This window comes from Microcystis sp. 49638_E5 (assembly GCF_021300285.1).
Lineage (GTDB): Bacteria > Cyanobacteriota > Cyanobacteriia > Cyanobacteriales > Microcystaceae > Microcystis > Microcystis aeruginosa_C.
Genome location: NZ_JAJTDH010000004.1, coordinates 72,725 through 99,325, shown reverse-complemented (window position 1 = coordinate 99,325; position 26,601 = coordinate 72,725). Strand labels below are relative to the sequence as shown.

Annotated in this window: 29 protein-coding genes; 10 read left to right on the top strand and 19 right to left on the bottom strand. The window is 43.4% G+C overall.

Annotation, left to right across the window (positions count from 1 at the left end; translation table 11 throughout):
• Positions 1-31: 31 nt before the first annotated feature.
• Both LW728_RS01730 and LW728_RS01725 read left to right on the top strand, forming a co-directional pair.
• Complete coding sequence (locus LW728_RS01730; RefSeq protein WP_002790012.1) at positions 32-274, top strand: DUF433 domain-containing protein; 243 nt, start codon at positions 32-34, stop codon at positions 272-274.
• Positions 258-632 carry a DUF5615 family PIN-like protein gene (locus LW728_RS01725; protein ID WP_287670010.1) on the top strand — a complete coding sequence of 125 codons (375 nt, stop codon included), beginning with the start codon at positions 258-260 and terminating at the stop codon, positions 630-632. The genes LW728_RS01730 and LW728_RS01725 overlap by 17 nt, the downstream gene beginning before the upstream one ends.
• 417 nt (positions 633-1,049) lie before the next feature.
• Here the strand turns inward: LW728_RS01725 and LW728_RS01720 are convergent, their stop codons facing one another.
• Together LW728_RS01720 and isiD are read right to left on the bottom strand one after the other, a co-directional pair.
• Positions 1,050-2,048: an adenosine kinase gene (locus tag LW728_RS01720; RefSeq protein ID WP_287764884.1), complete on the bottom strand. Its 999-nt coding sequence runs from the start codon at positions 2,046-2,048 to the stop codon at positions 1,050-1,052.
• A gap of 164 nt (positions 2,049-2,212) precedes the next feature.
• Complete coding sequence (gene isiD / locus LW728_RS01715; RefSeq protein WP_002732311.1) at positions 2,213-2,425, bottom strand: protein IsiD; 213 nt, start codon at positions 2,423-2,425, stop codon at positions 2,213-2,215.
• Between the two features lie 148 nt (positions 2,426-2,573).
• Between isiD and LW728_RS01710 the strand changes: the two genes are divergently transcribed.
• Positions 2,574-3,350: an SDR family NAD(P)-dependent oxidoreductase gene (locus tag LW728_RS01710; RefSeq protein WP_287764882.1), complete on the top strand. Its 777-nt coding sequence runs from the start codon at positions 2,574-2,576 to the stop codon at positions 3,348-3,350.
• A 375-nt stretch (positions 3,351-3,725) separates the two neighbouring features.
• Here LW728_RS01710 and LW728_RS01705 read toward each other — a convergent pair whose 3' ends face one another.
• From LW728_RS01705 to LW728_RS01650, 12 genes are all read right to left on the bottom strand, one after another.
• Entirely contained in the window at positions 3,726-4,412 is a 687-nt protein-coding gene (locus LW728_RS01705) for a helix-hairpin-helix domain-containing protein (protein WP_287764879.1), read from the bottom strand.
• 6 nt (positions 4,413-4,418) lie between these two features.
• Complete coding sequence (locus LW728_RS01700) at positions 4,419-4,772, bottom strand: NINE protein (protein WP_287670004.1); 354 nt, start codon at positions 4,770-4,772, stop codon at positions 4,419-4,421.
• Positions 4,769-4,981: a hypothetical protein gene (locus LW728_RS01695; RefSeq protein WP_287670002.1), complete on the bottom strand. Its 213-nt coding sequence runs from the start codon at positions 4,979-4,981 to the stop codon at positions 4,769-4,771. Before LW728_RS01695 ends, LW728_RS01700 begins: the two co-directional genes overlap by 4 nt.
• Before the next feature lie 54 nt (positions 4,982-5,035).
• Complete coding sequence (locus tag LW728_RS01690; protein WP_004268454.1) at positions 5,036-5,317, bottom strand: DUF2470 domain-containing protein; 282 nt, start codon at positions 5,315-5,317, stop codon at positions 5,036-5,038.
• Positions 5,318-5,720: 403 nt separating this feature from the next.
• The gene (locus LW728_RS01685; protein WP_004268456.1) at positions 5,721-6,197 is read right to left on the bottom strand and encodes a hypothetical protein; all 477 of its coding nucleotides are present in this window, start codon (positions 6,195-6,197) and stop codon (positions 5,721-5,723) included.
• A gap of 137 nt (positions 6,198-6,334) precedes the next feature.
• On the bottom strand, positions 6,335-7,228 hold the full coding sequence (locus tag LW728_RS01680) for an ABC transporter ATP-binding protein (protein ID WP_287669998.1): 894 nt from the start codon (positions 7,226-7,228) through the stop codon (positions 6,335-6,337).
• Between the two features lie 206 nt (positions 7,229-7,434).
• Complete coding sequence (locus LW728_RS01675; RefSeq protein WP_002784574.1) at positions 7,435-8,208, bottom strand: ABC transporter permease; 774 nt, start codon at positions 8,206-8,208, stop codon at positions 7,435-7,437.
• 62 nt (positions 8,209-8,270) lie between these two features.
• Positions 8,271-8,894 (bottom strand): C-phycocyanin alpha-cysteine-84 phycocyanobilin lyase subunit CpcF, encoded by a 624-nt coding sequence (gene cpcF, locus LW728_RS01670; RefSeq protein WP_004268459.1) that lies wholly within the window; start codon positions 8,892-8,894, stop codon positions 8,271-8,273.
• 309 nt (positions 8,895-9,203) lie between these two features.
• The gene (locus tag LW728_RS01665) at positions 9,204-9,635 is read right to left on the bottom strand and encodes a DUF29 domain-containing protein (protein WP_004268461.1); all 432 of its coding nucleotides are present in this window, start codon (positions 9,633-9,635) and stop codon (positions 9,204-9,206) included.
• A gap of 184 nt (positions 9,636-9,819) precedes the next feature.
• Positions 9,820-10,632, bottom strand: a complete 813-nt coding sequence (gene cpcE / locus LW728_RS01660) for a C-phycocyanin alpha-cysteine-84 phycocyanobilin lyase subunit CpcE (RefSeq protein ID WP_287764877.1) — start codon at positions 10,630-10,632, stop codon at positions 9,820-9,822.
• A gap of 138 nt (positions 10,633-10,770) precedes the next feature.
• Complete coding sequence (pyk, locus tag LW728_RS01655; RefSeq protein WP_002798912.1) at positions 10,771-12,546, bottom strand: pyruvate kinase; 1,776 nt, start codon at positions 12,544-12,546, stop codon at positions 10,771-10,773.
• Between the two features lie 156 nt (positions 12,547-12,702).
• Positions 12,703-14,385 carry an iron uptake porin gene (locus LW728_RS01650; protein ID WP_287764874.1) on the bottom strand — a complete coding sequence of 561 codons (1,683 nt, stop codon included), beginning with the start codon at positions 14,383-14,385 and terminating at the stop codon, positions 12,703-12,705.
• Between the two features lie 695 nt (positions 14,386-15,080).
• On the opposite strand from LW728_RS01650, the gene LW728_RS01645 reads away from it, so the two are divergent.
• The 3 genes from LW728_RS01645 to LW728_RS01635 are packed head-to-tail and all read left to right on the top strand — an operon-like array spanning position 15,081 to position 16,960.
• Positions 15,081-15,896: a Ycf66 family protein gene (locus LW728_RS01645; RefSeq protein WP_287669988.1), complete on the top strand. Its 816-nt coding sequence runs from the start codon at positions 15,081-15,083 to the stop codon at positions 15,894-15,896.
• 12 nt (positions 15,897-15,908) lie between these two features.
• Positions 15,909-16,445 (top strand): TolB family protein, encoded by a 537-nt coding sequence (locus tag LW728_RS01640; protein ID WP_287764871.1) that lies wholly within the window; start codon positions 15,909-15,911, stop codon positions 16,443-16,445.
• The gene (locus tag LW728_RS01635) at positions 16,442-16,960 is read left to right on the top strand and encodes a TolB family protein (protein ID WP_002741428.1); all 519 of its coding nucleotides are present in this window, start codon (positions 16,442-16,444) and stop codon (positions 16,958-16,960) included. Before LW728_RS01640 ends, LW728_RS01635 begins: the two co-directional genes overlap by 4 nt.
• 159 nt (positions 16,961-17,119) lie before the next feature.
• On the opposite strand, the gene LW728_RS01630 is transcribed toward LW728_RS01635, so the two are convergent.
• The gene (locus tag LW728_RS01630) at positions 17,120-18,217 is read right to left on the bottom strand and encodes a patatin-like phospholipase family protein (protein WP_287669985.1); all 1,098 of its coding nucleotides are present in this window, start codon (positions 18,215-18,217) and stop codon (positions 17,120-17,122) included.
• 423 nt (positions 18,218-18,640) lie between these two features.
• Positions 18,641-19,930: a glucose-1-phosphate adenylyltransferase gene (locus LW728_RS01625; RefSeq protein WP_002784562.1), complete on the bottom strand. Its 1,290-nt coding sequence runs from the start codon at positions 19,928-19,930 to the stop codon at positions 18,641-18,643.
• Positions 19,931-20,136: 206 nt separating this feature from the next.
• On the opposite strand from LW728_RS01625, the gene LW728_RS01620 reads away from it, so the two are divergent.
• The 3 genes from LW728_RS01620 to LW728_RS01610 all read left to right on the top strand — a co-directional run bounded on the left by LW728_RS01620 (position 20,137) and on the right by LW728_RS01610 (position 23,630).
• Positions 20,137-21,501 carry a collagen-like protein gene (locus tag LW728_RS01620; protein ID WP_287764901.1) on the top strand — a complete coding sequence of 455 codons (1,365 nt, stop codon included), beginning with the start codon at positions 20,137-20,139 and terminating at the stop codon, positions 21,499-21,501.
• Between the two features lie 314 nt (positions 21,502-21,815).
• A complete protein-coding gene (dusA, locus tag LW728_RS01615; protein ID WP_287764898.1) occupies positions 21,816-22,802 on the top strand; it encodes a tRNA dihydrouridine(20/20a) synthase DusA in 987 nt (328 codons plus the stop codon).
• A gap of 15 nt (positions 22,803-22,817) precedes the next feature.
• Entirely contained in the window at positions 22,818-23,630 is an 813-nt protein-coding gene (locus LW728_RS01610) for a DUF362 domain-containing protein (RefSeq protein ID WP_287764868.1), read from the top strand.
• Between the two features lie 563 nt (positions 23,631-24,193).
• On the opposite strand, the gene LW728_RS01605 is transcribed toward LW728_RS01610, so the two are convergent.
• Together LW728_RS01605 and LW728_RS01600 are read right to left on the bottom strand one after the other, a co-directional pair.
• On the bottom strand, positions 24,194-24,544 hold the full coding sequence (locus LW728_RS01605; protein WP_004268484.1) for a Rieske (2Fe-2S) protein: 351 nt from the start codon (positions 24,542-24,544) through the stop codon (positions 24,194-24,196).
• Positions 24,545-24,552: 8 nt separating this feature from the next.
• Positions 24,553-25,134, bottom strand: a complete 582-nt coding sequence (locus LW728_RS01600) for a DUF1997 domain-containing protein (RefSeq protein WP_004268487.1) — start codon at positions 25,132-25,134, stop codon at positions 24,553-24,555.
• Positions 25,135-25,936: 802 nt separating this feature from the next.
• Here LW728_RS01600 and LW728_RS01595 point away from each other — a divergent pair.
• Positions 25,937-26,392 (top strand): response regulator, encoded by a 456-nt coding sequence (locus tag LW728_RS01595; RefSeq protein WP_287664898.1) that lies wholly within the window; start codon positions 25,937-25,939, stop codon positions 26,390-26,392.
• Here the strand turns inward: LW728_RS01595 and LW728_RS01590 are convergent, their stop codons facing one another.
• The gene (locus LW728_RS01590) at positions 26,393-26,575 is read right to left on the bottom strand and encodes a hypothetical protein (RefSeq protein ID WP_002734024.1); all 183 of its coding nucleotides are present in this window, start codon (positions 26,573-26,575) and stop codon (positions 26,393-26,395) included.
• Between the last annotated feature and the right edge of the window lie 26 nt (positions 26,576-26,601).

Below are 26,601 nucleotides of genomic sequence, written 5' to 3'. Positions count from 1 at the left end.
AAAATGATCATGAAGAAATAGAATTACTCTAATGAAACTAGATCGTATTACGAGCCATCCAAACCGTATGAATGGGCAACCCTGCATTCGTAATCTTCGCCTTACGGTTCGTCGAGTGATTGAGCTACTGGCAACTTATCCCGATCGAGCAGAATTACATCAAGAGTTTCCCGAACTGGAGGATGAAGATATTCGACAAGCCCTAATTTTTGCCTCTTCCTACTTGGATGATCGCATCATTGAACTTCCTAATCGCTATGAAGCTGTTGCTTGATCAGGGACTACCGCTTTCTGCGGCAACTTTATTATGTGATGCTGGGATCGACACTATTCATGTTGGTGAAATAGGGATGTCTGAAGCTGAAGACTCAGACATTATCCAAAGGGCTAGAGACGAGGGACGGGTTGTTGCTACTCTCGATGCGGATTTCCATACATTGCTGGCACTTGATGTGGCGAATACTCCTTCAGTCATTCGCATTCGGGTTGAAAGATTACGCGCCCAAGCACTTACGAATCTTTTGTTGACAGTAATCGCTGAGTGCGAGGACGATTTAGAACAAGGATCAGCCATTACGGTTGAGCCAAGCCGTATTCGTATTCGTCGTTTACCATTAGTGTCTGATGTCTAACGGAAACGTTATACTGAATCGGTTTTTAATAGCATGATTAACTCCCAATCCAACTTGAAAAACCCGCTCCCTTCTCCCCACTCTCCTATACCTTTTAAACAGGATTTAGTATGACTATCTAGGGTTTGCTGAATAAGTACGGGCGAAGCATTCGGATAGAAAATCTACGTTTTCACCGATAGGTTATTGCCCGAATGCTTCGCCCCTACAGGACGCGGGCCGATGAAGACGCAAGGTTTTGAACGACGATTCTCTCAAAATCTTGCACCTGTTTCGCGAGAAAAGCCCCAAAACCCTTACTTTGCCTACATTTCAAATTTATTCAGCAAACCCTATCTAAATTACTCGTTAAGACTATGAGCAGGGAGCAGGGAGAAAAAACCTGACTACTGACTACAAGCTGATCACTGACAAAACCTATCCCAAAACGATCGAATCGCGCAGGGATTGAATTTCCTCGGTTTGTAAACGCGCCCCAAAAGTAGAAACCACCCGGGCAGCCGCTAGAGAAGCGAGATTTCCTGCTCCTTTGTAACCCATACCGTGGGTAATACCGTAGAGAAACGCACCTGCATACATATCCCCTGCACCGACGGTATCGATCGCCTGTACGGGATGGGGGTCAATTTCCAGGAGATTTTCGCCATCATAGATCAAAGAACCACTGGCACCCCGGGTGATAGCGAATCCTTTGGCAATGGTTTTAAAATAGGCGATCGCTGACTCGATTTCCTCGCTGCCAGAAATAGTCAAAGCTTCCGACTCATTAGCGAAAACGAAATCTAACCCCGTTCCGATCATTTCCAGTAATCCCTCCCGGAAGAAGATCGCCATATTGGGATCCGACAGGGATAAAGCGGTTTTGACTCCAGCAGCCTGAGCAATTTCTCGCCCTTTAATAGCGGCAGCTTTGGCAGTGGGAGAGGTGACGAGATAACCTTCGAGATAGAGATAATCGGCATTAGCGATCGCTGAGGGGACTAATTCCCGTTCGGAAATTTCCCCAGTGATGCCGAGAAAAGTATTCATGGTGCGATCAGCATCGGGAGTCACAAAAACTAGACATTTTCCCGTGATTCCCACCTCTTTTTCGCCGCCGTGTTCATTGGTATGCAAACCACAGGCCCGCAGATCTTGCAGATAAAACTTACCTAATTCGTCATTGCCCACTTTACAGGAATAGAAACCTTTACCTCCCAACTGAGCGATCGCTACTAGGGTATTCGCCGCCGATCCGCCGCCGCTGCGTTTACAATCAAGAGCCAATTTTTCCATCAACTGGGTTTGACGATTTTCGTCCACCAGCGTCATCACTCCTTTATCGATGCCTAATTCTTGCAGTAATTCAGGAGAGACTTGAAATTCCATATCGACGAGCGCGTTACCGATCCCATAAACGTTGTATTGTTTGCCCATAATTTAGTCGATCGCCTAAAAATACTTTGTTATTGATAGTAGGGAAATAAGGAGCAAAAAGCTAGGGGCTTTTTTCAGCCAGAGAATACCATAATCAAAAATAATGGGTGTGCTAGTCTCACACCCCCAGTAATTTGTGTTAAGTTTTGTTTAACGAAGCCACTTTAAGCCTCATCGTAGGCTTCTAGATCCAACAGATAAAGATAAGGTTCGGCTAATTCCTGCCTTTGAAAAGCGATCGCTCGCAACAGGTGCCAATCCCGCAAAGCCTCGAAGGGGTTACTATACTCATCTTTTTCTAGTCGTTCGGCCAAAGAAGCAATATCAGCGGCGGTATATTTGGCAATATCTTGATCAGTGAAGCTTATAACTGTCATTTCTGCACCTCCCTCGACCTTTGTTCTATTTCTAGCTTAACATATATCCTAAGTTGAAAAAATGCCTTCCCCGCCAAGTTAAGAACTGTAAATGGAAGGGTAATTATGGTAAGATTCCAGCAAAAGAGCTATTTTTAGTTGATCTTTTATGAAAACAGCCCTCATTACTGGCGCTTCCACTGGTATCGGTGTCGTCTTTGCCCGTCAACTTGCCCAACGGCAAATGGAGCTAATTTTAGTCGCTAGATCTAGGAATAAACTAGAACAATTAGCGGCGGAATTAGAGGAACAATACGGGGTAAAAGTGACGGTTATCGTCCAAGATCTGACCGTTGCTGGGGCGGGAAAGCTAGTATATGATACGGTGAACCAAAAAGGAATCAACGTTGATTTACTGGTAAATAATGCTGGTTTTGGTGGTTATGGTGCTTTTAGCGAGCAGGATTTAGCCCGACAGTTAGAAATGATCCAGTTAAATAATCTGGTATTGGTGGAATTAAGCCACTATTTTCTCCGTCCCATGCTTGCTGGTGCTGGGGGGGCAATTATCAATGTTGCTTCCATTGCTGGGTTTCAACCGCTGCCCTATCTTTCCGTCTATGCGGCGACAAAAGCTTTTGTCCTCAGTTTTAGCGAGTCTCTCTGGGCAGAAAATAAAGACAAAGGCGTTGAAATCCTCGCTCTTTGCCCCGGTCCGACGGAATCTAATTTTTTTGAGGTGGCCCGATTTCCCAGGGCTTTTATGGGCAAAAACGGCCGGTTAGATTCGGCAGAAGTGGTGGTACAAGAGGCTTTAAGCGCCTTGGCAAACAAACGCCCCAACGTGGTAGCCGGTAAATTTGCTAATAAAATTATCGTCAATCTGCCCCGTTTTTTACCTAGAAGTTGGATCGTGTCTTTGATAGAAAAGCAATTCAAGCTCTAACTAGGGTCTGCTGAAAAAGTTTGTTGGTGGGGGCAGGGTGTGGGGTGTGGGGTGTGGGGTGTAGGGTTTTACCGATTTTGAGGTAGTCAGTTACCTAAAATTCAGGGACTTTTTCCCTGAATTTTACCCCCGATCACTCTAATGGTCGGCACTTTTTGAAGGAAAAAAAGTCTAAAAACTTTATCCAACAAGGTTTTTAGATTTATTCAGCAAACTATAACTAGAATAAAGGCTCTTCTCGACTTTGTGTGATAATTTTTGCTTATGAAATCGTGAAATGTTTACTGGGAAAGACTTTTAGGACTATTTGGTTAAATAAACTATCAGTATAGACCTCGTTTCCACACAGAAACCAGAAGAGCCGAATAAAGCGAATTAGAGCAATTGCTGATAGGATTTTAAGGGAATACCTGTCCGGTTTCTCACTTCGATGGCCGAACGATAGACACCGTTTTTTTCTCTTTCGGCGACAATTTTATCGGCCAGGGAAAAGTCAAGACCGAGATTGACTAATTCCGCAACGGAGTAGTAGTTTAAACAACGCCAAGAAACGTCAACTTCTTGGCGAATATCGTAGGCAAAGATAATCCAAGGTTCCAATTTTTTGAGATAATTTTCCGGTAAACCAGCTAGGAAGTGTAATTCTTCCAAATGGGTAAAAATATGTCCTTCATTACGGACAGAAACAATATCATTGGCATAGACAATCGGCAACCCTAATTTATAAACCAGATCGTTGGTGGAACAGCTGTTAATATCAATTTTTTCGAGAGGAGAGGATGACTGTCTAGAATCGGTTCTATTTGCCGAAGCTATTGGATGGGAATTAAGCTGTTGACGGATGTATAAACCCAGGCCGATTTGGGCAAACCAAATGACGATAAAAGCCTCTTGTGTAAGGAAAATAAGGGAGATAATTGTCAAAGCAATGCCGACGGATAACCAGCTTTGGTTATTAGTTTTTTTGCCAGCATTAGCAATGGCAAGTCCCCCGAAAACTGGGACTAAGGATAGCCAGATCCACTCGGAAGATTCGGGAGGGCGAGGAGAGAGATTAGACATATTTTTTTAAAGAGAATCTAAATATTTTCTGCGTTTTTCTTCGTATTCTTCAGCAGTAATAATTCCCTGATCGTAAAGCTTTTTAAGCTGGAGTAAAGTAGCAGTTTTTTGCTGACCTGATTCTGGCAGTCTTCGCTCTGTACTGTTGGCGAGATAGTTAGGATTGTATTTAGCATCAAAAGCTTGATCTGACATGATGATTAAACCAATAAATTCAAAAAAAGCAATGATGCCGGGGATAAAAGTCCAGAAGAAAAGTAGATAGAGAATACCTGCTAAATTCTCCCCTAGATAAAATTTATGGATGCCAAGATAACCAAGAAAAAAGGCTAGTAAAGCCGCTATAGTTCTATTTCTCATAATTTTTGAGATTTCCCTAATTTAGCCAAAAGAAAGTATAAAACCACGATGCCTGCCTGTAATTCCAAGAGAGTAATATAACCCTTGACTAGATAATTTAATTCTAGGGAGGAATTAAAGGCAAAAACTAGCACACCCAAGACTAAAAAAGGCAGTAAACGCCAGCTAGACTTGGGTATTTTTATTCCCGTACTGTTAACCTGATTCATGGGCTAATTCTCTAGGTTGGTCTTTTTCGGTGATAGGAGCAAAATCGGGCTTTGTCAAGGGGTGCTTTGATTAACTTTTAGCATCTCAACCAGAATATTATGGGCATCCTTGGCTGATTCTAGGGTGCGCTCAAAAGGTATTCTAATTGTTTGACTCTCCCCTAATTTTTCTACGGCTAAATCCATGCCTTGGGGATCGATGGAGAGCATTTGAGCGGTTTCTGCATCGGTAATATTGCCGTAAACTTGAGCGTAGAAAAGCACGGCATCACCGTGATCTTTGTTCATGTGTTTACATATGCGATCGCTAATGGCGGGAGTGATAGTTTCAGACATAAATATTTCCGAAAAAAATCGATAATAAGGTGGGGACGGATAAAAGCCAGTTCTAAATCGAGGCCAATGGGGGCATATTAGTTAGGGTAGCCTAATTAATCGCTAATTGCCAGATAATTTGGGCGTGGGCATGGCAGACATCAATAATAAGTTTAATATTATTTTCTTGACAAAAATCCTTAATTGTGCGTTGATCTAATTGTCCCACTGAAGGTCAATCGGGGTAGAGAGTAAAGTCCGGGGCTGCCCGCGAATTTAAATTGCCTGTTGAGATGAAACAAGAGGCAACAGTAAAGGGATTGGGAGAGATTCAGCTAATCGGATAGGCGATTAAAATGCCTCTTAGCTTAAAACCCCACACCCTGCCCCCACCAAAAAACTTTTTCAGCACACCTTATATATTTTATCGTTCACAACCGACAACAGAAGCGGTGTAGGTATTACCGATGTGCTGAATACCATTGACAAAAAGATTAACTAAAAAAGGTTGATCATTTGCGCGTACTGTGGCAGTAATTGTTAAGGGTTTATCGGGTTCGATTCGTACTCCATTAGTATTAAAAAATTCCTCGTTAGTTTGATCGCTATACTTGAGAAACAGCCGGATATCAAAAGAGGCAGCCCGGGGGACAGAAACCGTAACGATAAACCTCTGAAAACGTCTCCCCCCCGGCACTGCCCAATCGGTATTCCAATTATTACGAGTTATCGTGACACCGAAAGGACCTGGAACAGTGGGTTGTGAGACGCTTTTCGTAACTTCACTACCTTCACCCCCTAATAAAGAAAGTGGCCGACAATTTTGCGCCGCTGCCGGTAGATGTGAGCTTAATAATACCGCCGATAGACTTAATAAGCCAGGGATAGAGGTTAATTTCATTATTGATTTTGTCTCCAATTAATAGAACCTATCTAAAAATTATAGATGATCATGACCCTAAAAAAACGGCGATTTAGCTTAATTGAGGCCAATTACTGAAAAATGTCGATCATCAAGCTGAATTTTCAAAAACGGGTTTAAAATTGATTCATAATTTCCATATAAATATGTTCTAACTGTATCGTCTGACGGGCGATAGAATCAATATTAATGCCGTCAAATGCCCGAATAATATCGCTTAATTCTAGATGTTCATGTAACCAAAAAGCTAAATCTTTACCGTAAAATTTGGGAGTAAATCCTAACTGTTTACCTCGATTTATTGCCGCTTCTTGATCCCGGGTATCCATGATAATAATTTCTTTCGCAGGAATGTGCTGACGCAGCTGATTTAAATTACCTTCGGCAATAATACGACCTTGTTTTAAAATCCCGATACGTTGACAGAGACGCTGTGCTTCATCGAGGAGATGGGTAGTTAATAAAATTGTCATTCCCTGGCGCCGTAATTCTCCGATTAAATCCCAAATTTCATAGCGAGATTCGATGTCTAAACCGGTAGTTGGTTCATCGAGAATTAATAATTTTGGCTGATGAACAATAGCCACGGCAATATTCATCCGGCGCTGCATTCCACCGCTTAAAGTTTCCACCGGACTACGGGCGCGATCAAGCAAATTTACTGCCGATAAACTGGCTTTAATCCGATGACGACGCTGGAGGCGATCAAGTCCATAAATCTGAGCAAAAAAGTTGAGATTTTCCTCACAAGTAAGGGATTTGTACAATAAATTTTCTTGCGGGGCAACCCCAATTAATTCTTTAGTAACTCTGGAAATTGGCAAATAATTAAAGGTAATTTCTCCCGATGAGGGTTTTAATAAATTACAAATTAAGTTAATAGTGGTGGTTTTTCCTGCACCATTGGGACCGAGTAAACCGTAAATTTCCCCCGCTTCAATATGAAAGTTTAATTGATCTAATACTAAGCGTCTTCCGTAATTCTTTTTGACATTATTGATAGTCAGCATTTTTAATAAAGTAACAAGGATAGTCAGGATTTTTTAAGCCATCATCCGTCAGCTAGGTAATAGTAAGAATAACAGGGAAATTGGCTAATTATACTGAAAAATAGGAAGCTGAATAACTGATGGTGGGTTACGGCAAATAGATAAATTAATGATTAAGTCTGATAATTTGTCTCCGCCTAACCCACCCTACCTAACTGATAACTGATTTACAGTCGGCGTTCAAGGTTTAACATTTGTCGATAGGTAAGCCAACCACCTGCTACCATAGCTAGAGCAAAAAGACAAAGAAAGCGAAAATGAGAGCTAATATCTTGTAGATTTTTGCCCTTTGCCCAAACAGCAATTAAAGCTTCATTCATGTGGTAGATCGGGTTATATTTAGCCAGAGACAGAATATTGTCGGGGAATAAAGCAGTGGGGAGAAAAACGCCGCCTAAAATTAATAAAGGAACCCCAAAAGTTCCCACCAAAGCATTAACATCTTCTGTTCTTTTCGCCAGTTGAGTGCCGAGGATAAATCCTAAACCCACATAGGCGGTGATACTAAGAAAAATAATTAATAATTCTAGAGGAATTGAGCCTTTAAAAGTGGCTCCATACTGTTTAGCAATAGAATAAACTAAAACTGTCTGACAGGCGGCAATCGCACAATGGGCGAGAAAAATGCCGATAAAATAGGAAACACCGCTTAAAGGCGATAAAAATAACCGTTTAATTGTTTGTTGTTCCCTTTCTGCCACTACCGTCGCCACGGTTCCCCCCAAACAACTAAAGAAAAGTGCCGCCCCGACGAGGGTGGGAGGAGTAGCCAGAGCCATCGCCTCGTCAAGCTCAATTTTGCCTTTTTCTGCCATAATATAGCCATTTAAGAGCAGGACAAGGATCGGGAAAATGCCCCAGAGGATTAAGCTACGCCCGCGCCGGATTAATTCTACTAAAATTCGTTGAGCGATCGCTAAAATTTCCTGCCAATATTTCATAGAATGTTAGTGTAATTGTTTCTCCCTGTAGAGAAATAAGTTTTTCTACTTTCGACTTAGGCTTATTGTAAGTGTTCCAGAGCTTGATCGGCGCGCAATCTTACCACTATTTCCGCTTCCGTCTCCCGAATCTGTCCTAAAAGTTCCCGAATCGCCCCGCGAAATGCCGCCGCCGCAGTTCCTAACCCCTCCAATCCGACAATCGCCGCATATCTAACCACCCACTCTGGATCCCCTTGCGAAAGTTTCTCCAGTGCCGCAAAAACAGCATTCTGAGCCTCAGAAACCCGACTTTCCTCCAAATCAGACCAAATTATATTTCCTAAGCCTCTAGCCGCCCCTCGCCGCACGCTAAAGGAAAAATCACTCACCGCCGCCTCAAGTAATAAGTCCAATCCTCGCACATCGCCAATTCCTGCTAGGGCGCGGGTTGCCCAAGCTCTCGCCCCATAATTATAACCGTCTAGGTTGGCTAGTAAATAGGGAACCGCCGCTTTGCCGATGGCGATTAAACCATCCACGGCTGCCACGGAGGCGCCGGGGTTGTTATATCTCAGCACATCGGTGAGGGTGGGTATTGCCGCTTCACTTTTGGCGGCGGCTAAGTTTTCCACGGCGGTTAGTAACTCATTGGCTGAGTCGGCTTTTTCGACGGCGATAATTAAAGTCTCAACGGTGGGAAGCATTGGTTATCATTGGAGGGGATGAGGGGTTGGGAATTATGAATTATGAATTATGAATTATGAATTATAAATTATAAATTATGAAGTGGGAAGAATAAATAAAAATGGCTCTACCGAACCTGTCATGTAAAAGCTTGTATACTAAGGCTTTGAGTTTTTGTTAAATTGATATTTATCAACTTTAGAGCATTGCTGGGCAGAGAGGGAGCTTGAGGAATTTTCTACAGTGTAAGTTCGGAAGAACCATAAAAATAATCTCCTGACGACTGATTCTTATCTCCTAACCCCACCAACAAACTCTTAAAGATAATTTTATCGCCAAACTTTTTTCTGTAAAATCTGACTAATTTCTTGGGGAAAAGGACAATCATCGGGAAAGTTAAAGGATTGATAATCTGGGTTATCTCGCAAGCTTTTTAAAGCCGTGGCATAGCAATCTAAAAATACTTGATCCCAGTAGGGTTTTAAACTAGGAGAATCCCTCAAAAGTTCTTCTAGTTCCCGTTGACTGCGCCTAATAGTTTCTTGCCAACCTCGATAATCCTCAACGTAATCAGTATAGCAAAGTTTGAGGCAGTGTTCTAAGATGGTGGTTAACCGGTTGCGGAGTTCACGTTTTTGACTTCTGCCCAAACTTTCTATCTCCTCGATCAAGTTTTCCCAGTCAACTTTATCAAAGTTTTTTTGTTTTAACAGAGTGATTGTTTCGTTTAGCCAGCCAGCATAATCAGTTTGAATTAGCATAAAACCTCTGGATTTTATGAGTTTGAATTTAGATAAAAACGGTTCTTCCCAGCAATGCTCTAAAGTTGATAAATATCAATCTAACAAAAACTCAAAGCTTTAGTATACAAGCTTTACAAGCACGAGTTGTTGATAGTTTTACATGACAGGTTCGGTAGAGTCATAAAAACTAACCAATGATTAATTACAATAAACTATCCATTAAAGTGAGAATTTCGGAGATATTTTCGCCGCTAGAATTAGTTTTTAGATAGTTTTCTAAAAGTTCCTTGAGAGCAACCAGTTTCAGACTATTTTCCGCCAAAGTATTAGCGATCGCAGGGGCAGCTGGCAGATAACCCGTAGCACCTAAATCCATTAAAGCAGAACGACGCAGCTGTAATTCTTCCCCTTGCAAAGCCTTAATCAGAATATCGCCATAGTGGGGGTTAGTCGTGAGTTGATAGAGGGCGCGAGCAGCCGCATAACGCACTTTTTCGACGAAATGCTTTAAAAACGGTTCGATGAGGGGAATCGCTTCCCTCGCTTGCAGGGTTCCCAAGGCTTCGATAATCGCTTCGTAGGGTTGGACTAAATGGGGTTTTCCCGCCACTAAAACGGCCACTTCGATGCCACCCTCTAATAGTTTCTTTAAAGGTGCGATCGCTCTTCGATCCTGAAGCATTTCCAATGCCTGGGCAGCCGATTCGCGCACATAATAATCTTCGCAGTCGAGACAGGCAATCAAAGCGGGAAGACAACTGAGATCATCTAATTTCCCTAAAGCGCTGGCGGCATTGCGTCGCAGGGGATAACCGCCGTCAGGAGTGCGATCGCTTTCGTCCTCTAAAGCGGCAATTAACGCCGAAATCGCCTCCGGTTGACGAACACGAAATCTACCCAACCACCAAGCGGCATAATAACGCGCGCCTAGGTCTTCTCTTTGCTGGATATTAGCGATCGCTTGTTCAACAGTATAGGCCGGATTATCGACGGCAGCAGAGTAAGAATCGCTCATAGACAAGTGAAAATGGGTTTTGGGGAATTATGAATTATGAATTATGAATTATGAAGTGGGGAGCAGGGAGTGGGGAGAATAAATAAAAATAATCTCCTGACTCGGAGAATACTGACTCGGAGAATACTGATAACCGACTCAGTTTTTCATAGTTGCCGCACCCTTGCCAATACCAGAATAAATTAAACCCCGTTGAGCATCGAGACTAATGATCACCCCTTCGCGGATAATTTTCGTGGCATCTTTAACCCCGACAATCACAGGAATACCCAATTTTAAACCGATAGTAGCGGCGTGATTGTTCATCGCGGTATCTTCGGTGATAATTCCGCCAGCTTTCCGCATCATATCCACATATTCGGCGCTGGTGGTGGGAACGACTAAAATCTCCCCGTTACTAAAACTACCCACTTCCCGGGCATTATGGGCCACTCGCGCCCGGCCACTGGCCACACCCTGGCCGATACCTGTACCCTTGCCCAAAAGGGATTTTACCACTTCCACCTTAATTAAATCCGTGGAACCGGCCACCCCTTGCAGAGTTCCCGCCGTCATCACCACTAAATCACCATCCGCGAGGAGGTTATTTTCCTGGGCGAGATTCATCGCCACTTGAAAAGTTTGGCTGGTGGAGGGTAAATCGAGCAATAACATCGGTTTTACGCCCCAAACTAGCTGTAACTGCTGTGCCACTTCCCGATGGGGAGTAACGGCTAAAATCGGGGTTTTGGGGCGAAATCGGGAGACGTTACGGGCAGTAGAGCCAGTTTTTGTCAGGGTAATAATTGCCGCTGCCCCCAATTGTTCGGCAATTTGACTGACTGCCGAGGAAATAGCGTTAGGAATCGATTGTTTATTGTTAGAGCGAGCGGCACTATTTATCTGTTCCCGTTCGATCCTTTCGGCAATGCGGGCCATGGTTGCCACCGCTTCGATGGGATAATGACCCACAGCCGTTTCATTGGAAAGCATGACCGCATCAGTGCCATCTAAAATCGCATTAGCTACGTCAGAAACCTCGGCGCGGGTGGGACGAGGATTACTGGCCATACTGTCAAGCATTTGAGTGGCGGTGATAATCGGGATGCCTAGCTGATTAGCGGTATTAATCAGGCGTTTTTGCAGGATTGGCACGTCTTCGGCTGGTAATTCTACTCCTAAATCTCCCCTGGCCACCATAACACCATCACAGAGGGATAAAATTGCCTCCATTTCCTCGATCGCTTCGTGTTTTTCAATTTTAGCGATCACGGGGATAGATTTACCCGCACTGGCGATTAATTCTTTAATTTCGAGGATATCTTGGGGATTACGCACAAAACTAAGGGCGATCCAATCCACATCCCACAGCAGTCCGAACATTAAATCTTTTTTGTCCTTATCGGTTAAAGCTTTTACCGACAGATAAACGTTGGGAAAATTTACCCCTTTATTGCTGGATAAGACACCCCCAACCACCACCCGACAGGACAGGTCTCCTTTCAGGCGATCCACTGATTCCACCCGCATTTCGACTTTACCATCATCGAGGAGAATTCTCGAACCTTCTGGGACTTCTTGGGCGAGCGAGGGATAGCTAATGGAACTGATTTCCTGATTACATTCCACATCCCTAGAAGTAAGGATAAAGGGTTCCCCCGGTTTCAGGGTAATCGACCCACAGGCAAATTTACCTAAACGAATTTTTGGCCCCTGTAGATCCTGAAGGATGCCAATCGGTTGATTGAGTTCAAAGGCTAACTGACGGATCAGGTTAATGCTGTGACGATGGTAATCGTGATCGCCATGGGAAAAGTTTAATCTAAATGTTGTCGCCCCCGCCTTGATCATCTGACGTAATGTTTCCTTATTTTGCGAGGCCGGGCCAATCGTGGCCACAATTTTAGTGCGACGGGGGAAAGACAGAGAGTGCATAGATAAGCAACTAAATAGGCTAAGTAAATATAGCAGCGTTTGGGACGCTCCGATCATCTTCTCATAAATGGTTATACCCAGTGAAAAGTTAAAAGTAAAAAAACGGTGAGATTTATAAATCCCACCGTTCTTATTTATCGACTTCGTCAACTCAGCTTAGAAACGGAAAGTTGTCCGGATGACACCGACCAAAATGGCGTTACCTTCGTTGTTACCGTTGAAGACCGCATAGGCACCGGGGGTAATCAGGATGTTTTTGGTGACTGGGAACTTATACTGAGCTTCTACCATGTAAGAGGTTCTGCTTTCTTTATCGGAACGGGGTACTTGACCACCACCTAAAGAGAATGCCGCACCTTCCGCAAAGAGGTCGAGGACAGAAAGATTAAGGTTCCAAGACCAGATATCGGCGGTATTATCTCCGATCGCACCATTAGCTCCTGTGGCCTTGGCATCGGCATAACCAGCCCATGCCCCTATATTTAAGACTCCAGGGATAACTTGGGCACTACCCTGTAAACCAAAACGGTTAGCTACAGTGGGAACGTTACCGAAGGGACGCTCAGTCAGAGGGCTGCTGACGTTACCGAATAAACCAGAACTAATATCAGCCGCGGTTTGATAACTGCGAACGTAGATGAAGTTAATATCGGCAAATTTGATGAAGGAGAAACCTACTTGCGCGCCAGCACTGTAGGAACCATTGAACAAACCTTTACCCGGTTCAGGACTGGAGGCACCACTACCGGCCAGATAAGCCCCTGTAACTTGGAAAATATCGCCGACCTTGAATCGAACCCCTGCACCCGTCCCAGAAGGACCCCGGAAGACGATGTTATTGTAGCGTTGACCGCGAGATAAAGCACCCGTACCGCTATCGGAGAGGAAGGGGTTAGCAGTGATGAAAACGTCATCAAGGTTTAACTGGTTAGCACCAACCCAAACGGTGATGTTACCGAAGGGAGTGCCGATGGGAGCGCGGTAGAACAAGTCATCGATGGTTACATCGTTGTCACGACCGTCATCATATGCCAGACGGGTCATGTTGGTTCTCGTCGGACCACTTTGGTTGAAAGTGTTGTTAAAGTTACCTGCTTGTAAACGGGTTCTTAACAAATCTTTACCAGTGAAGCTGGTTTCAAAGTTGAGACGAACCCGATTATTAAATACTGTTTGACTTTGATCTTGATTGCTGGCGCCAGTTACCGTACCGTTGGTATTTCTAATGGCAGCTCGACCACCCCAGCTATCGGCGACACTGAAGATTACCTCACCTCTGAGTTTGGTGGTGGTGGAAAATTGATTGTTTTCCAAGAAAGCAACGCGCTGTTCCAGGTTATCTACTCTAGCCCCTAAAGCCGCTAGTTCGGTCTCAAATTCTTGAACAAGACGTTTTAATTTATCGATATCTTCTCTGAGTACACCGACACCATCTTGAATTAAACGTTCCATGACGTTTAAACAAGCGTTTAAACCTGCGGCAAATTCCCAACGAGTGGTGGCGCGATCACCACGGAAGGTACGGTCGGGATAACCAACGATACAGCCGTAACGTTCCACAAGGCTTCTTAATGCCTCGTAGGCCCAAGCGGTGGGAGATACGTCCCGCAGTTGGTTAACGCTAGTCACCTGGGACATGGAACCCTGATAGACACTTGTATTGATCTGCTGACTACTTTGGGCCTGTTGAATGCGATCGAGTTGTTGTTGCGCAGCTGGATCAACCTTGAGTTGAGGTGTCCCCGGCATAGTTTGAGCCACTGCGCTGCCAGCAGCCGCTACGGAAGCACCTAATACTAAAGGAGTTACCTTTACTAAATTCTTGAATAGTTTTGACATGGGTCAATCCTCACACCTTATTTTATGGACTGAATTAACTATTAATACAAAAAGACTATCCACTTAGCCTAGATTGTACTCACATTATATTATAATTCCCTCTTGCCTAGGTTAAGTTAATTTTATGATATGACAGAAAAATTTCTGTCTGATCTTATTAAGATTAGGACTTACGCACTTTACAAATTAACCATGATGTGCATCAATGAAAATCCCTCCTTTCAGACTTTCGGCGATTAACTTCCCAACGATAGCGATCGCTCAAAAGTGATCAAGAAATCACGTTAAAATGCCCGAAACATAGCCATCACATTTAGTCAATCCTGTCAATGGGCAATTCCTAAAGATTTTGTTAAGATGTCAGCCTTATCAGTTATCAGTTATCAATTATCAGTTATCAGATGTGAGTTTTCAGTTCACTGATTACTGTTCACTGTTCACTGATAAAATCTCCCCACTTCCCCCCGCAACGCGCACGAAGTGGTCTCCCCACTTCCCCACTTCCCTAACAATAGTTGTTTAAACTAGGCTCGATCGAGTAAGTTAGAATCGAGGATGATAGATATAGTGCTAGACTTCGGGGTTAGAATATAGCTCGACTCTAGAAGTTAAAAACAGCAAGATTGCTGCTGAAAGCTGACGGCTATAGATAAAGACTCGATTCTTGAATTTAAGCACCGAGAAGGGAGATAAAGATGGTCAATTTTGGGCTGAATTCGGCCAGTATCTTAGGAATTTTTCTGGCAGTGGCCGGAGCCGGGTTATACTTCCTGCGCTCGGTGCGGCCAGAACTTTCCAGGGATCATGATATATTTTTTGCCGCCGTTGGTTTACTGTGCGGTTTGATTCTACTTTTTCAAGGGTGGCGACTGGATCCGATTTTGCAATTCGGACAATTTTTGCTGACCGGGGCAGCGGTGTTTTTTGCCTTCGAGACGGTAAAATTGCGGGGTTTAACCACGGAACAGGCCCGCCGAGGCACGTCTTTTGTGGATGAACGTCCTGTGAGTCGGGAATATCGGGCCGAATTGGAACCCCTCGACACCTACGAACCAGAGGAAGGTTACGAAGATAATCCCCGTTTACGCGGTTACGATGATCCCCGCTCTTCCCGCACTTCTAGTTATCAGGACGAGGAACCCCGCAGCACCCGCACCCGTCGGCCGGCCGATCCTAGCAGTCGCAAAACGGCTAATCGTCGTCCCCGCAATAGTTCCCCCACTAGCGATCGAGATGTTTATGATCAGCGCCGTAGCGGTGATGATTGGGAAGAAACCAGTCCCCGTCCCCGTCGTCGTCCCGCTAGTGAAGAGACGAGCAGTAAACCGCCCCGCACTAGCCAAAAACGTCGTCCTCGCCCAATAATTGAGGATGATCCGCCATTTAAAGGGGAATACGTCGATTATCAACCGATCGATCCTAGGGATGCTGGCGATCAAGAAGATTGGAAGAGACCGGATAATAGTGAACGGGAGTCGAGTAATGATAATCCGACTAGGTTTGATTATTAAGGAGTAGGTCCGATGACCAAAGCTCCCTTTTTCCTGTTTATCTGCTTGTTTTTAGGGGTTATAGGCGGTTGTAATCTCAATAACCCCGGTTTATCTACAGGAACCCTAAATAGTCGCTATAATGACGAAAAACCTGCCCTGAGCGGTGATGGTCGTTGGCTTGCTTTCCTGTCTAATCGTCGCGGTAGTAATCAGATACTGCTTTATGATTTGCAGACAAAACAATACCAGGCCCCGGGGGGATTATATACGGGTCAAGAAATTACCGATAGCCCTAGTTTAAGCCAAACGGGGCGTTATCTGGCTTATATGGTGATTATTGAGGGTCGTCCCGTCATCGCTTTATATGATCGCATTACCGATCGTTCTGAGTTATTGAGTCAAAATTATCGCGGTTGGTTGCGAAATCCCCGTCTTAGTCCCGATGGTCGTTATCTTGTCTTTGAGTCCGCTCGTCGGGGACAATGGGATGTGGAGGTTCTCGATCGCGGTCCGAATATCGAGTTAGATATTGCCGATGGCAGTCCCGTTGAAAGTCCCAAACCGTGAAACGTCATTTTTTTATTAGTCTTGTTGCTGTAATTAGTTTGTTAACTGGATGTGCTGGTTATCCCAGTTTATTGTCTTTTCCTTTCGATCGAGGGGGGAGAAGTTTAAACAGTGCTGCTAGTGAATTAACTCCCTATCTTGCCTCTCGCTATCTCGTTTTTGCTTCCGATCGCAATGGTTCCCAAGCTATCTATCTTTTTGATGCTATTGATCGCCGTTTATTGTCTTTACCCGGACTAAATTCTCTCGATCAGATCGCTTCTAGTCCTTCCATTAGTGAAGATGGTCGTTATATCGTTTTTACTGCTAGTCGTCAGGGAAAAACGGCTATTTATCTGTACGATCGACAAACTCAACAGAGAAGGGAAATTGCTCCCGATCTGCTCGCGGAAGTACGCAATCCGATCATCAGTGCCGATGGTTCTAAAGTGGCTTTTGAAGCGGCAAAAAATGGGCAATGGGATATTATGATTTACGATCTATCTGGACGGGTATTAGTCAATGAAAATCAGTGATCATTAGACCTCTTATAAAAATCAAAAATTGTTGTTAGGGTTAGGAGTCAGTAGCCAGTAGTCAGTAGTCAGGAGAATAAATAATAATCAATTAAATAGTCTATTGACAGATTTTATGCCATTTAATCCTTATTTTTGCCGTTTTTGAACCCTCAAAAATTATCTTAAACCCATAGCTTTTAGTCGATGTTCTAGAAACTGTTTTCCCTGTTTTTCCCCGTCAGCGATCAGACGCTGGATATTGGCAGGAGAGCGATCAAGTTTACTTTCATAGTTGAGACTATTGGCTAATTCCGCCGACATTTCGATCATCGGAATATGGTAATCTTGATCGGGATCTTCTGGGAAAGATTTAGGAATTTTAAATGGTTCTGTTAAGGCGATCTCGCGCAAGAATTCCTCTTTAAAGGCTCCTTTGAGAAATAATTGATTGAGAAAGTCAATCTGATCGAGACCTTGAAATAGGGAAACATTGCCTTCTAATTCATTGCGGCGATCGGCAATATCATCGGATTGCACGGGGATCTTATCTCTAGAGGTGGGATTAATTTTAATTACCCAAATTTCATCGGGAATATTTTCGACTCCAACAAATTCACGGCGAATTAAAGAACGGATGGGGGGATTATCGGAGAATAGTCCATCCCAGTAGGCCATAGTTTCAATGGTGACAGCAGGAAAAATGTTAGGAACACAGGCAGAAGCTAGGATATGTTCAATTTTAACTGCTTCCTCGCGCGAGTTAAATTTACTTAATTTTCCGGTCAGGACATTACAGGCCCCCATTAATAAAATTGGTGGTTCGGGTTTAGCTCCCCAAGTGGCTAATTCAGAGAAATCAATATGCGCTCTTAGTAACTGATCAAAGTTGGTAAAGCGACTGCGTAAACCGTAGGTAGCTATAGAAAATAAGGTTTTAGTAATCGGAGAGGAAGGACTGAGATTATACTGGGGAATTAATCCTTTGCTGGCTAATTCTAGAGCTTTAATAGCTGAGTCATTAAATAGCTTTTCTTGGGGAGTTCGAGCGCTATTATCTTCCCAAAAATCAATCATTCTTTTCCAAACGACGCTATCACCTTTTTTGAGAGCATACCAGGTGAAAAAGGCACAGATAGCACCGCCAGAAGTACCACTGAGACTGACAATATTAAAGTAATCTTGTACTTTATTGTCAAATAATGCTTTTAATGCACCGGCAGTAAAAGCAGTTTGACTGCCGCCTCCCTGACAAGCGATCGCAATTTTGGCTTTCATAAATATCCTTTGAATGGCTTCTATCTAAGCCCTAGGCTTTTAATTTAAGGTTAATTGAAAACCTAGAATCGAACCCAAAAATATAGAAATTTTTCTGATTTTCAGAAGAGCTGCCCGGGATATTTTGCCATCACTTCTAGGAAAGGATAAGTAGGTAGGTATTAAAAACTTTCAGATGCCCCCCTTATTAAGGGGGGATTAAAGGGGGGACTAAGGGGGGATCGGCACCCCCCTTATTAAGGGGTGCAGGGGGGATCGAACCTAAAATCCATTTTTAATTTAATTATAACCAGCTACTTAGGATTTCAAGGGAATTGTCTAGGCAATTAGCTGAAGCCATCAGTCTGCGGCTATATTCAAGCGATAATAACTAGAAAAATGGAAAAACTGATAACTGATAACTGATAACTGATAACTGATAGATTAAATCACCGTGCCGTCGGGAATAGTGGCATTTTTGAAAATAACCACGATGCCGCTGCGAACATAGAAACCTAAATCTTCGCGATTAGCTTCTTCCACACGATCCTTGTTAACAATTAAAACATTGGAACCAATGCGAGCATTTTTGTCCACAATTGCCCGACGAATAGTGGAACCAGGGCCAATACCCACGGGAATTTTGGCATTTCCGATCAGACTTTCCCGTTCGGGGAAAGACTCATAAAAATCGGCTCCCATCAGCATTGTATCCTCGATCGTGCAGTCTTTGCCGACTCGACTACGAATACCTAAAATCGAGTGATGGATGCGACATTCTTTGAGAATACAACCTTCAGAAATCATCGATTCTGTCACCGTACAATTGAGCATTTTTGTGGGTGGCAGATAGCGAGAACGGGTATAGATGGGGGCTTTTTCGTCGTAGAAACTAAAGGCGGGATTTGGTTGTTGGGTCAAGGCGAGATTAGACTCATAAAAGGCCTCAATCGTCCCGATATCTTCCCAGTAACCCTTAAATAAATAAGCCTGGAGATTGTAGTCTTTAGCGGCCGAGGGAATAATTTCCTTGCCGAAATCGGTCTGTTCTTTATTGGCATCGAGCAGATCGATTAAAACATTCTTTTTAAAGACATAAATTCCCATGGAAGCGATGTAGGGACTTTGACGGGCTTGGTCGGGACTTAAGCCTAAAATCGTCGTATCTACCCGCATTCTTTCCAATTCTGCCCCTTTGGGTTTCTCATAAAAATCGACAATTCGCCCCGAATCATTAATTTTCATCACCCCAAAAGCGGAGGCGCGACGTTCATCGATGGGAACCACCGATAAAGTGATATCGGCGTTGGTTTCCCGATGGCGTTCGATGAACTTGCTGTAGTCCATGCGATAGAGATGATCTCCGGAGAGAATGAGATATTCATCGATATCCCAATCCTTCATCGTCCAGATATATTGTCGTACTGCGTCGGCCGTGCCTTGGAACCATTGAGGATTCTCCATGGTTTGTTGAGCCGCCAAAACTTCCACGAAACCATCGCTAAAACCCGTAAAATTATAGGTACGATTGAGGTGACGATTGAGAGAAGCGGAATTAAATTGCGTCAACACATAGATTTTGTCAATCTGGGAGTTAATACAATTGCTGACGGGAATATCGATTAAGCGATATTTTCCCGCTAGGGGGACGGCAGGTTTTGCCCGCAGTTTCGTTAACGGATAAAGGCGAGTTCCGGCCCCGCCACCCAAAATAATAGCTAATACTTTTTTCACGCGCGTAACCCTCGCGATTGGCTGTTTCCTTCTCAAAGTAAGTGTAGGATGATAGCGCACCTTATTGATAGAGGGGAAACAAAAATCTAGATCCAAAAGTCATCAAGAGGGAATTGATCGGAGTCTTTGCGGATAAATTCGCTAAAATCATGAATTTTTGGGCTAAATCATTAATATTCACCTTTTTTCTCCCTTTACCGTACCTAATGCCCGCCACGGTGACGGGCGATCGCTGTTCTTGGTTAGCCCAAGGTTCCGATGTACAGACTTTCGGTAAACAAGGTCAAAGTGGGAAAGCTGGCAAGATCGGCGGCCAAGGCAAAAATAGTGACAGTTTAACCCTTTTTCTCGATGGTTCTCCCCTAAAACTCGATATTTCAGGACAAAAAGGGGTCGATGGTGAAAATGGCGGCAATGGCAGCGATGGCAACTGTAGCGGTCAACCTAGCAACGTCACCAGAAATCTTCAGGCGGCCGGTGGTGGCAACGGTGGCAATGGGGGTAATGGTGGTGATGGGGGCAATGGCGGCGCTTTAACCCTCTATGCCACTAATTTAGATTTTTTAAGACAAGTAACGGTCAATGCTGCCGGAGGCGCTGGGGGTTTTGGGGGTCAAGGAGGTCAAGGGGGCAAGGGTTGTCGCTGTTCCCAACCTTTCTGGACAATTCAAACCTGTAGCGGTAGGCCGGGTGATGCCAATTATAGCTGTACCACCAGAGAATTTAGCTGTCAGGACGGTCTGGATGGGGCGACGGGTAATAGTGGTCGTAACGGTCGCGAGGGACGTTTAGGACAGTTAACTTTAATTCAAATCGATCGCCCTTTAACTGCCGATCAACCGAGCGCAACTGTTCCCCTTTCGGAGTTAAAAGAACGGGGTTATATTCTCTCTAAAAATACTTGGGAAACTCGCACTGGGGCAATGTCTTTATTTGCCCCCGGTTCCCTGATTGATGATCAATATCGGATTTTATTAGATCGATCGGAACGTTCTTTTATTTTAATTTGGAATGCGCCTCAAGAGTTTAACCGGTTTACTAATCAGCGTTTTACTTTAACCCTCGATGATCAAAAGGAAATGAAGGTAACTGTCCCCAGTGAATTGTGGATCGAGGGAACCACTCAAAAACGCAATAATGTTACGGAATTTGTCGTTTATAATGCTGTTTTTGAACGAGATGTCACCCAATTAGAAGCAAAAGGTATTACAGGAAATGGTACTGATTTAAGGCTTTTTCTTGAAGATAAAGCTTCCCAATCAAATTTAATCGGCACTAAATTTAAACTGCGTTATCGCGTCACTCGTTGGCAAGCAGATGACCTGCAAACCAGTCCCAGAACCGATTTTGTCACTCGCTATGAAGGAGATATGCCTGCTAATTTAATCCGACAGGAGGGCAATCAATTTATTCTGGATATCGGTCAATTACCCTTACCCGTGGAATCTTTGCGATCGGGTACGGGGATAGAAATCGAGTTACTTGCTACTCGTTCTTTTGCCGGTTATTCCAAAGAACAAAAAATCGTCATCCGCGACACGATTAAAGGGGCAAATATGCCACGGAGATAATTCAAAAAAGTCCCCTTATCCTTTCTCTCGTGCAGTCTTAACCAGTAATTTAGATAGTCAACTTAAGTAGCTGGTTATAATTAAATTAAAAATAGATTTTAGGTTCGATCCCCCCTTAGTCCTAGGGTTGATTCATAGTAGGGTTGATTCATGAATCAACCCTACCCTTAGTCACCCCTTGATAAGGGTGGTGTCTGATAATTTTTAACGCCTACCTACTTACCAAAAAGCTTTAAAATATGTTGAGAGGAAGACTGGTTATTCTCTGGGGAAACCCAGAGAATGCCGCGATCAGCGAAAAAATCAAGGGAAAGATGGGCAGTATTTTAAGTGTGGCGCCGATGATGGATTATACCGATCGCCATTTTCGCTATTTTTTGCGACAAATTAGCCGTCGTCCCCTTCTCTACACGGAAATGATCACGACGATGGCAATTAAACACGGTGATCGCGATAAGTTGCTGGGGTTCTCCCTAGCAGAAAAACCTCTAGCTTTGCAGTTAGGGGGTGATAATCCCTATCTTTTGGCAGAATGTGCTAAAATAGCCGAAGATATGGGTTATGACGAGGTAAATCTCAATGTGGGTTGTCCTAGTTCCAGGGTAAAAGAGGGCAATTTCGGCGCTTGTTTGATGGCTAACCCGGAATTAGTCGCGAGGGGAATATCGGCAATGAATCAAGCTGTATCGATTCCCGTGACTGTAAAACAGAGAATTGGCATTGATGATCAGGATAGTTACGAAAATATGGCGAATTTTGTCCGTATTGTTGCGGATGCGGGTTGTCAACGTTTTACCATCCATGCGCGTAAAGCTTGGTTACAGGGATTAAGTCCCAAGGAAAATCGCACCGTTCCCCCCTTACGTTACGATGATGTTTATCGCCTAAAAAATCAGTTTCCCCATTTGTTTATTGAAATTAACGGCGGTATCATTAATTTAGAACAGGCTAGACAACATTTACAATTAGTAGATGCGGTCATGATCGGTCGGGCAGCCTACGATAATCCCTATTTATTTGCCACAGTCGATCGAGATTTTTATGGGGAATCGGTTACTCCTCCTACCCGGGAAGAAGTAATCAAAAAAATGCTTTCCTACATCGATGAATGGGTGAGTAAAGGTTATAAATTACACCAGATCAGCAAACATCTTTTACAGCTTTTTGCTGGTCAGCCCGGAACTAAAGCCTGGAAGCGTTATATTAGTGAAAATAGCCATTTTCCTGGGGCCGATTCTGGGCTAATCTGGCAAGCTTTACAGCAGGTAAATTCCCTAAATGATCTGGCCAATTCCCATTAATTTATTTTCTTTTCTATGATTACCCAATACTCAATTACTGCCGGGGTAAAAAATTCAGCTATGGCGGATTTTGTTTATCAACCTCCCCCGGCAGCTATCACAGCTAAACGTATTTTAATTAAACCTAATTTAGGTTATCCTGTGCCACCACCAGTAACGGTTAGTCTGCCGGTATTAAGTCAAGTTTTGAGGGGATTGAGGGGGGTAAATCCAGGGGCAGAAATCATCTTATTAGAGGGAGTTTGTTCTGCTATTTCTTTGAGAGAAATTATCGATATTTTGGGGGTAAAATCTATTCTCGATCCTGGAATAACTATTCTTGATGCTGATAGTTTAACCCAGCAAGAATATCCGAATCTTTCCCCTTTTCCTGTCCGGTTTCCCTCGATGTTTGCCCCTAAAATTATCGAAGAAGTGGATTGTCGGATCACAATTGGAACCTTAAAACGCACCCATTTAAAGGATAAACCCTTGATTTCTGCTTCTTTAAAAAATCTGTATGGACTCTTTCCCCGTAGTCATTATAAAGCGCGTAGTCCCAACTCGCGAGGGCAATTACATCGCCCCTCCGTACCGCTAATTTTACAGGATGTTTATTTTTGTATCGGTCATCTTTTTGATGGGGCAGTGGTGGACGCTAATCTTAAATATTTTAGTAGTAATTGGCGACCGGATCGAGGAAAATCTATTCCTCTCGGTCAAGTGTTTTGGGGTGATGATATGATTAGCGTCGATCGCAGTGCTTGTCTGTTAGGTGATGAACCAATGCCAAGTTATTTAGATGCGATCGATTTGCTTCGTTCTCAACTTTTAAACGGAACCAATTAGGGTTAATAATTAGGGTTTACTGAAAAAGTTTGTTGGTGGGGGTAGGGTGTGGGGTGTGGGGTGTGGGGTTTTACCCATTTTCAGGTGGTCAATTACCTAATTTTCAGGGAAAAAGTCCCTGAATTTTACCCCCGATCCCTCCAATGGTCGGCACTTTTTGAGGGAAAAAAAGTCTAAAAATATTATCCAACAAGGTTTTTAGATTTATTCAGCCAACCCTAATTAGGGTTGGCTAAAATAGGCAAACACTTGTATTAAATAAGCTCTGGCTTCTTATTTCTACTGCAAAGCCTTCCGCTCCTAGGCTGACATGACGGGATTTTATACTAAAATCCTGTTTAAAAAATATAGAGGAGAGTGGGGATCACCGGAGCGGGGTAGGGTTGATTCATGAATCAACCCTACCTTGAATCAACCTACTATGAGAGCGGAGGGGGGGAACAGTCCATAACTGGGTTTTTATGGAAGGGAGCGCGGTAGGGTTTGGCATTCTCAAAGATTAACCCATTGTCGGTTAAAGCAACTGCTCTTTAGGTTGCCCAAAACCCCCCCTCGGTGAGCGGTTATGCGTCTATCCAGATGCTGCCGTCTTCGATGCGAAGGGGATAAACGGGTAAAGCTTGGGGTTGAGAAACTGCCGCCATCGCTTTGTTAACCACTGGGGGCCAGGTAATCCAGTCTTTGACAGCACCAGTACAGAGATCAAAAGAACTACGATGCCAGGGACAAACGATCGCGCCGTCCTCGCTAATTTTGCCCTTCGTCATCGATAATTTTAAATGAGGACAACGATTACCGACGGCGTGGAATTGACCGTTATTGTTAATCAACAGAATGGAATTTTCCCCCACTTTTACCACTTGACGGGCGCCGGGGGCAAGGGAATCTACAGATAATACTTTTGTCCAACTCATATTTTTATTTAACTAAGGGAGAGATCGAGAATGGTTTCGGGGTAATTTTGGGCAATAATGTCCTGTTTAGCCCATTGTTGGTAATCTTGCAACAATTGACTCATTAAACGCTGTTTAATCCGCAATAAAACCCCTTTTAAGAGACTATTGCCAGTGATTTCTAACAACGGACGCGGGGTTAACCATAATGGCGGTGGTAGGGCGACTTTCACCTCAAGATTGGCTTTCCCCGCTAGATAGGTTTGATTATTTTTTTCCACAGGAGCGAGTTTGCCTTTAACATTGAGGCTAAAGCGATCGTTGATATAATCAATACCTTTGATCTGACAGTCTTCTGATTGCAAAAATATCGTCCCCTCAGAGGTGGCCCAGACATTAAGAATAACCGTGGGCTGAAAATAGTACATATTCAAGAAGTTTAGGGGACGCATTTTTAGGCGAAACCTATTCTCAGACAAGTGTTCTGTTAAGCTAGTCTCAACGATAGCCTGTACTAATCTTTGCGGTTGGCGCAGATAATGCTGAATCGGGATGGTTTGTTCAGCAACAACAATTTCTAGGGATTCGGCAGCGGTAAAAGTTACTTCCATAAGTTGGTTATCTTAAATTTGTCTCCCTTCTTAATTTTACTTTACAAAACTTATACTTTTCGACGGTCCAGATGTAGAAATTTTACCGCTAAGAGGGGACACAAACCAGATTTTTGCCCAAAGTTAGGCTTTTTTCAGTGATCAGTGATCAGTGGGGGGTTTTAAGTAAACAGTGGGGGAGAAGGGGAATTATGAATTATGAATTATGAAGTGGGAAGAATAAATAAAAATAATCTCCTGACTCGGAGAATTCTAGCCCAATGGTAGATGTTGGATTTTTACAGGAGTTCTATTTTCCGACAAAGATAAGCAAAAATTATCTATTGACTCCAACAGCTTGAGAATATTTAAATTAACATTCCGCAATATTTACAAATTCTTAAGAATTAATTGAGAAAGATTTTTATTTAACAACGATGTTGTAATGGTTACAGCGATTTGATATAATTTCATGGTGGGTTACTTTGTGCTTTTTTGGGCAGCAATGGTTGAAACCCTTGCCACACCTACAAGGTGATCCTAATTAAAACGGGTAAATTAGTCAATTTCACCGACAACGACGATCTTTTTTTTGTGTAGTTTTATTGCAAAGAAAAAGTTTTTTTGACAAAAAGCACAAAGTGTGATATAAACGAACGTATTTCTGGCTGCCAGTAGTTATTGCAGAGTGGGAGTTGGGGAGAAGGGAGAAGAGCAAAGAGAGAAGAGAGTGGGGGAATTATAAATTATGAATTGGGGAGATGGGTGATGGGGTGATGGGAAGTGTCGTGAAGTTAAGTCCAAAAGATCAACAGGCTCTACAATGATAACAAGTGAGACCTCTAGGGAAAGGAAAATAATCATGAAGCCGATAGACCTAATTAAAGTCTTGATTGCCGACGATCACGATCTAACTTGTTTAGGACTCAAGACTTTAATTTCCCAGCAGCCGCATTGTCAGGTGGTGGGAATTGCGGTTAATGGTCAACAGGCGATCGACTTGGCGAAAAGTTGTCAACCGGATGTAATTATTTTAGATGTACGGATGCCTGTCTTAGATGGACACAGCGCCGCTATTCATATCAAACAATTCGACCCCCATGTCCGCATTATCGCCTATAGTTCCTTGGCAAATCTTCCAATGGAAAAAAATAATCAAACTACAGCCTTTGATCTATACTGCTCTAAAGATATATCTTCCCAAGATATGATCAAAGCGATCGATGACTTGGGAAAATTAGCACAATCGGACAAATCTCAATTCCATCGAGTCGGATAGTTAACTAAGTTTTTCTTCAGGAAAAGTTGCTTGAAACTCATCGAGTAATTCATCCAACTCCTCAAGAGCTTGATTAACATCTAATCTCAGTCCCCCAATGTCGGGTTTATCGCGCAATTGCAGTAAATAATCGCGTTTATTAGCCATTTGTTTCACTTTATCGATCAAGCTGGTTTTATCCATAATTCACCCTCTGGTACTGACTGCGA

Excerpts from the sequence above, each read along its gene's own strand:
- LW728_RS01730 (WP_002790012.1), top strand. The coding sequence starts at position 32 with ATGAAACTAGATCGTATTACGAGCCATCCAAACCGTATGAATGGGCAA.
- LW728_RS01725 (WP_287670010.1), top strand. The coding sequence starts at position 258 with ATGAAGCTGTTGCTTGATCAGGGACTACCGCTTTCTGCGGCAACTTTA.
- LW728_RS01720 (WP_287764884.1), bottom strand. The coding sequence starts at position 2,048 with ATGGGCAAACAATACAACGTTTATGGGATCGGTAACGCGCTCGTCGAT.
- isiD (WP_002732311.1), bottom strand. The coding sequence starts at position 2,425 with ATGACAGTTATAAGCTTCACTGATCAAGATATTGCCAAATATACCGCC.
- LW728_RS01710 (WP_287764882.1), top strand. The coding sequence starts at position 2,574 with ATGAAAACAGCCCTCATTACTGGCGCTTCCACTGGTATCGGTGTCGTC.
- LW728_RS01705 (WP_287764879.1), bottom strand. The coding sequence starts at position 4,412 with ATGTCTAATCTCTCTCCTCGCCCTCCCGAATCTTCCGAGTGGATCTGG.
- LW728_RS01700 (WP_287670004.1), bottom strand. The coding sequence starts at position 4,772 with ATGAGAAATAGAACTATAGCGGCTTTACTAGCCTTTTTTCTTGGTTAT.
- LW728_RS01695 (WP_287670002.1), bottom strand. The coding sequence starts at position 4,981 with ATGAATCAGGTTAACAGTACGGGAATAAAAATACCCAAGTCTAGCTGG.
- LW728_RS01690 (WP_004268454.1), bottom strand. The coding sequence starts at position 5,317 with ATGTCTGAAACTATCACTCCCGCCATTAGCGATCGCATATGTAAACAC.
- LW728_RS01685 (WP_004268456.1), bottom strand. The coding sequence starts at position 6,197 with ATGAAATTAACCTCTATCCCTGGCTTATTAAGTCTATCGGCGGTATTA.
- LW728_RS01680 (WP_287669998.1), bottom strand. The coding sequence starts at position 7,228 with ATGCTGACTATCAATAATGTCAAAAAGAATTACGGAAGACGCTTAGTA.
- LW728_RS01675 (WP_002784574.1), bottom strand. The coding sequence starts at position 8,208 with ATGAAATATTGGCAGGAAATTTTAGCGATCGCTCAACGAATTTTAGTA.
- cpcF (WP_004268459.1), bottom strand. The coding sequence starts at position 8,894 with ATGCTTCCCACCGTTGAGACTTTAATTATCGCCGTCGAAAAAGCCGAC.
- LW728_RS01665 (WP_004268461.1), bottom strand. The coding sequence starts at position 9,635 with ATGCTAATTCAAACTGATTATGCTGGCTGGCTAAACGAAACAATCACT.
- cpcE (WP_287764877.1), bottom strand. The coding sequence starts at position 10,632 with ATGAGCGATTCTTACTCTGCTGCCGTCGATAATCCGGCCTATACTGTT.
- pyk (WP_002798912.1), bottom strand. The coding sequence starts at position 12,546 with ATGCACTCTCTGTCTTTCCCCCGTCGCACTAAAATTGTGGCCACGATT.
- LW728_RS01650 (WP_287764874.1), bottom strand. The coding sequence starts at position 14,385 with ATGTCAAAACTATTCAAGAATTTAGTAAAGGTAACTCCTTTAGTATTA.
- LW728_RS01645 (WP_287669988.1), top strand. The coding sequence starts at position 15,081 with ATGGTCAATTTTGGGCTGAATTCGGCCAGTATCTTAGGAATTTTTCTG.
- LW728_RS01640 (WP_287764871.1), top strand. The coding sequence starts at position 15,909 with ATGACCAAAGCTCCCTTTTTCCTGTTTATCTGCTTGTTTTTAGGGGTT.
- LW728_RS01630 (WP_287669985.1), bottom strand. The coding sequence starts at position 18,217 with ATGAAAGCCAAAATTGCGATCGCTTGTCAGGGAGGCGGCAGTCAAACT.
- LW728_RS01620 (WP_287764901.1), top strand. The coding sequence starts at position 20,137 with ATGCCCGCCACGGTGACGGGCGATCGCTGTTCTTGGTTAGCCCAAGGT.
- dusA (WP_287764898.1), top strand. The coding sequence starts at position 21,816 with ATGGGCAGTATTTTAAGTGTGGCGCCGATGATGGATTATACCGATCGC.
- LW728_RS01610 (WP_287764868.1), top strand. The coding sequence starts at position 22,818 with ATGATTACCCAATACTCAATTACTGCCGGGGTAAAAAATTCAGCTATG.
- LW728_RS01605 (WP_004268484.1), bottom strand. The coding sequence starts at position 24,544 with ATGAGTTGGACAAAAGTATTATCTGTAGATTCCCTTGCCCCCGGCGCC.
- LW728_RS01600 (WP_004268487.1), bottom strand. The coding sequence starts at position 25,134 with ATGGAAGTAACTTTTACCGCTGCCGAATCCCTAGAAATTGTTGTTGCT.
- LW728_RS01595 (WP_287664898.1), top strand. The coding sequence starts at position 25,937 with ATGATAACAAGTGAGACCTCTAGGGAAAGGAAAATAATCATGAAGCCG.
- LW728_RS01590 (WP_002734024.1), bottom strand. The coding sequence starts at position 26,575 with ATGGATAAAACCAGCTTGATCGATAAAGTGAAACAAATGGCTAATAAA.